The 4,284-nt window shown below is 37.9% G+C and carries 5 protein-coding genes; all 5 read left to right on the top strand.

Annotated features, from left to right (window positions below):
• Positions 1-155 precede the first annotated feature (155 nt).
• The 5 genes from ACWJAF_RS13710 (at position 156) to hdhA (ending at position 3,494) form a co-directional block, all read left to right on the top strand.
• A complete protein-coding gene (locus tag ACWJAF_RS13710; RefSeq protein WP_448864677.1) occupies positions 156-278 on the top strand; it encodes a hypothetical protein in 123 nt (40 codons plus the stop codon).
• Positions 279-289: 11 nt separating this feature from the next.
• On the top strand, positions 290-901 hold the full coding sequence (locus ACWJAF_RS13705; protein WP_448864675.1) for a 4Fe-4S binding protein: 612 nt from the start codon (positions 290-292) through the stop codon (positions 899-901).
• Positions 898-1,671, top strand: coding sequence for a protein-ADP-ribose hydrolase (locus tag ACWJAF_RS13700; protein ID WP_448864673.1), 774 nt, complete (start codon positions 898-900; stop codon positions 1,669-1,671). The genes ACWJAF_RS13705 and ACWJAF_RS13700 overlap by 4 nt, the downstream gene beginning before the upstream one ends.
• The gene (locus tag ACWJAF_RS13695) at positions 1,622-2,536 is read left to right on the top strand and encodes an SIR2 family NAD-dependent protein deacylase (RefSeq protein WP_448864671.1); all 915 of its coding nucleotides are present in this window, start codon (positions 1,622-1,624) and stop codon (positions 2,534-2,536) included. Before ACWJAF_RS13700 ends, ACWJAF_RS13695 begins: the two co-directional genes overlap by 50 nt.
• 160 nt (positions 2,537-2,696) lie before the next feature.
• On the top strand, positions 2,697-3,494 hold the full coding sequence (gene hdhA, locus ACWJAF_RS13690) for a 7alpha-hydroxysteroid dehydrogenase (protein WP_296094975.1): 798 nt from the start codon (positions 2,697-2,699) through the stop codon (positions 3,492-3,494).
• The last annotated feature ends 790 nt before the right edge of the window (positions 3,495-4,284 follow it).

Raw genomic sequence — 4,284 nt, 5'->3', positions numbered from 1 at the left:
AACTATATGTCGCCAAACGAATTCGAACGAGTGTATGAAAGAACAAACACTGAGCCTGAGCTTCTGGCAGGTTAAAATGAGGAGAAATTTCTCATTTTAACTTGTACTAAATCTTGACATAGGACCAATTTGATTCAGAAGAAGGAAGAAGACTGATGAACGAATGGGGAGTGCCGGAAGGATATGCATGCCAGGGATTTGTAATATTAGGATATATAGATGGCGAACAGCCGAAAAGCAAACCAAGAAAACCAGGAAGAATTAAAATTGTAGAATAGGTGATAAACAGATGGATTTAGCAACATGTTTAAAAAAAATGGAATTGGTGGGAGTGCTTGCGTTTGCAACAGTAGACAGTGAAGGAGCACCACAGATACGGAATATCAGTGCGATTCATTATGAGCCGGATGCACTCTATTTTTTCACCGCCAGAGGTAAAAATTTTTGTAAAGAATTAATGGAAGATGGCAGGGTTCAGATTCTTGCCTATACTAAATATAAAGAAATGATTCGTTTGTCGGGAAAGGCTTACGCAGTAGCAGAGAATGAACAGAAAAAATGGATGGATATCATTTTTGAAGAACAGCCATATCTTGCGAATGTATATCCGGGGGATACAAGAGAAATCGGAATTATTTTCTGTATTGATAAGGCAGAAGTGGAGTATTTTAATCTTGGCATAAATCCAATTTTCCGGGAGACATATATTCTGGGAAATGTAAGTGTAAAAGAAAAGGGATATTACATAACAGAATCCTGTATCGGCTGCGGGAAATGTATGAAACATTGTCCACAGAAATGTATCGAGAAAGGAACACCTTTTGTCATTCAGCAGGAGCACTGTCTGCACTGTGGAAACTGTTATGAAAACTGTCCGGTGAAAGCGGTGATCAGGAAATGAATCAGGATGAGAGAAGAAGATATTTGATTGAAGGATTACTGAAAGAACAGCCAGGGTATGCGAATATGCAAATTCCTCCTGAGACTGCCCAGCAAAAAATTTTGCTCAGATCGCTTATGAATATAAGAATGCCAAGAAAAATGGACCACGCATTTTTGCAGATTCAGGATGCGTACCTTTCAGAAGAAAATGAGAAGAAAGGTATTGTCACATTGGCAGATATCAGGGAGGCGCAGCCTGATCTTTCTATCTGGAAGGGCGATATTACAAGGCTTAAGGTGGGAGCAATCGTAAATGCAGCCAACAGCGGTATGACAGGTTGCTATCAGCCCTGTCATAACTGTATTGATAATTGTATTCATACCTATGCAGGAATTCAGCTTCGAAACTATTGCAATGATATGATGATAAAACAGAGACATGAAGAACCGACAGGGCAGGCAAAGATCACCCCGGCGTTTAATCTGCCATGTGATTATGTGATTCATACAGTTGGTCCAATTGTACAGGGAAGGCTGACAAAGGAACATGAACGCTTACTGATATCCTGTTATGAATCGTGTCTTAGGATAGCTGATGAGAATGAAGTGAAGAGTATTGCTTTTTGTTGTATTTCAACTGGTGTATTTATGTTTCCAAATAAAAGAGCAGCTGAGCTTGCAGTACAGACAGTAAAGCAATATAAAGAAAAGACAAAATCAAAGATAAAGGTGATATATAATGTTTTTGAAGAGGAAGATGAACGACTCTACAGGCAGTTACTCAGATAAGATATTACAGATAAAAGAAAAAATAAGGGAAGCAGATGCTATTATAATTGGGGCCGGTGCAGGATTTTCCGCATCAGCCGGTTTTGTGTATAATGGAGAAAGATTTGAAAAATATTTTTCGGATTTCAGAAAGAAATATGGATTTTCTGATATGTATGCAGGAGGCTTCTATCCATATAAAACATTGGAAAAACACTGGGGATACTGGTGCAGATATATCTATATCAACCGATATATGGATGCGCCAAAACCGGTATATCAGAACCTGTATGAATTGGTAAAAGGAAAAGATTATTTTGTCCTGACGACAAATGTAGATCATTGCTTTCAGAAGACAGGATTCGCTAAAAACAGAATCTTTTATACACAGGGAGATTATGGTCTGTTTCAATGTAGTGAGCCTTGCCATAAGGAAACCTATGACAATGAAGATGCGATTAAAAAAATGGTACTGAGTCAGGGGTTTCAGATAAAAGACGGGGAACTGCAAAAACCGGAAGACGGAGAAATAAAGCTTACGATTCCATCCAGCCTGATTCCATATTGTCCGCACTGTGGTAAGCCAATGAGTATGAACCTAAGATCAGATCAGACATTTGTTGAAGATAGGGGATGGCACCAGGCAGCAGAACGGTACGAGAAATTTATACAGGATCATAAAAAGCAGAAAATAGTGTTCCTTGAACTAGGTGTAGGATATAATACTCCCGGTATTATAAAATATCCGTTTTGGCAGATGACAAACACATTTCAACATGCATTTTATGTGTGCCTGAACCAGGGTGAAGCATATGCACCTGCAGAAATAACGAGAAAATCTGTTTGCATGAATGAAGATATCGGAGAGGTCCTGAAAGAACTTTAGACTTGTGATAAAGGACGGTCGTGAACGGAGAGAGTGTGTATGAAAAACTGTTGCAAAAAGGTCAGATAATGTCTAATGTTCATTACTAAAGTGTGATAAAATAATGAAAAATATCGAAATAATAAATACAATTCACAAGTTAGGAAGGAGCATTGTCAATATGAGATTAGAGGGAAAAGTAGCAATTGTAACTGCGGCAACTAGAGGAATTGGACTTGCATGCGTACAACGTCTGGCAAGAGAAGGTGCAACTGTTTATATCGGTGCGAGAAATATGGAACGTGCGGCAAATCGTGCAGAGGAATTAAACAAAGAAGGATGTAACGTGAAAACAGTATATAACGATGCAACCGAAAAGGAAACTTACCTTTCTATGGTAGAAGAGGTTATAAAGAATGAAGGAAAGATTGATATTCTGGTAAATAATTTTGGAACCTCGAATCCGCAGAAGGACAGAGATATCAAAACAACCGAGTACGAAGAGTATATCCGTACGATTGATACAAACCTTGCCAGTGTATTTATGACCAGTCAGGCGGTAATTCCGCATATGGCAGAAAATGGCGGTGGAAGCATTATTAATATTTCTTCTATCGGAGGTCTCCGCCCGGATATTTCCCAGATTGCTTATGGAACCAGCAAGGCAGCGATTAATTATCTGACGAAACTAATTGCAACACAGTGCGCCAGAGATAACATCCGCTGCAATGCTGTATTACCGGGAATGACAGCAACGGAAGCTGTATCTGGAAATCTGACACCGGAATTCCAGGAATTCTTCTTAAAGCATATTCCAATCAAGAGAATGGCGACACCGGAAGAGATTGCAGGAGCAGTAGCATACTTTGCCAGTGATGACGCTGCATATACAACAGGACAGATCATGGATGTATCTGGTGGATTTGGAATGCCAACGCCGATTTTTGGTGACATGATTGAAATGAAGAATAAGAGGTAAATAAAGATAAATGTAGAGTCTCCCGGGAATGAGCATAATTTCCCGGGAGATTTTTGCGTATATGCGATTAATAGGTAGAAAATATCTGGATGAGAATGTGAGAAAGTAAATTATGCATGATGGTGGAAATAAGTGGTAACTTCCATACGTAAGAATGTAACTATATGGAAAAATATCATGTGTTAAAATGTGAATTGTACAAAATGATGTGAAAATTATAAAAATAAGTGCCAAATTATCACAAATATCTAAATTGAAGAAAATATAAAAACAATGTTGACAATTCGTATGCCCTTGTGATATATTAATCTAGCTGTCGCGAGAGACAAGGCCGTGAGGTAACAGAGTCGACGCAGAAGACAGTATTACAGATATATAATAATAGAAGATATGCATGAGTAGGAATGCAAGAGTGTATGTTGAACAAGTTATATATCGGGAAATGATTCGGTATGAATTGTTTTTGAAAAAAAGGATAAAATAACAGTTGACAAACACAACTGATTATGATATTCTAAATAAGCTGTCGCTGAGACAAACGAATGTTTGAAACGAAGATAGCAATGATCGGTTGAAAAGTTGATCGAAAAAAAGTTTAAAAAGTTCTTGACAAACGTCAATGAATATGATAAACTAAATGAGCCGATTTTAAACGGCGAAACAAAAAAAGAACCTTGATAATTAAACAATAGACAACAACCCTGAAAATTCTAAAGAGAATTATTCAGAACAGACATTTAGATGTCGAACCTTAAAACAGTAAAGGGGATAAGAAAGCTAGTAGTTTTCT

The sequence above is a fragment of the Dorea sp. genome (genome assembly GCF_977044405.1).
Note: the sequence above shows the minus strand (reverse complement) of the source record. Positions and strands in the feature narration are given on the sequence as shown.